At 68.8% G+C, this 263-nt stretch carries 1 protein-coding gene; it reads right to left on the bottom strand.

Annotated elements, in window-relative coordinates; genetic code table 11:
• A partial coding sequence (locus SB658_RS24790; protein WP_410603057.1) for a TetR family transcriptional regulator occupies positions 1 to 263 on the bottom strand: 263 nt, incomplete at both ends.

Here is a 263-nt window from a genome sequence, read left to right on the forward strand (position 1 = left end):
GCCATCCGCGACGAGGAGCGCTATGTCCGTCTTGCTCCGGGATGTCCGCGCCGCCCTCGTCGAGTGTCTCCTCGAGAGGACTGATCTCCGCACCGCGCACGGCGGACTCCAGGAGCAGCTGCCCGAGGAGGAAGCTGCTGAAGGAGCGGTACGTGTCGACCGCCTGCCGGTCGGAGAATCCCTGCTCGATGAGCGTGCGGAGGAACATCTCGACGACCTCGACGCTCCTGAGAGGCGGGCGCAGCCAGGGCGCGGCCGGATGG

Source organism: Bacillus sp. SIMBA_008 (assembly GCF_046535495.1).
Lineage (GTDB): Bacteria > Bacillota > Bacilli > Bacillales > Bacillaceae > Bacillus > Bacillus subtilis.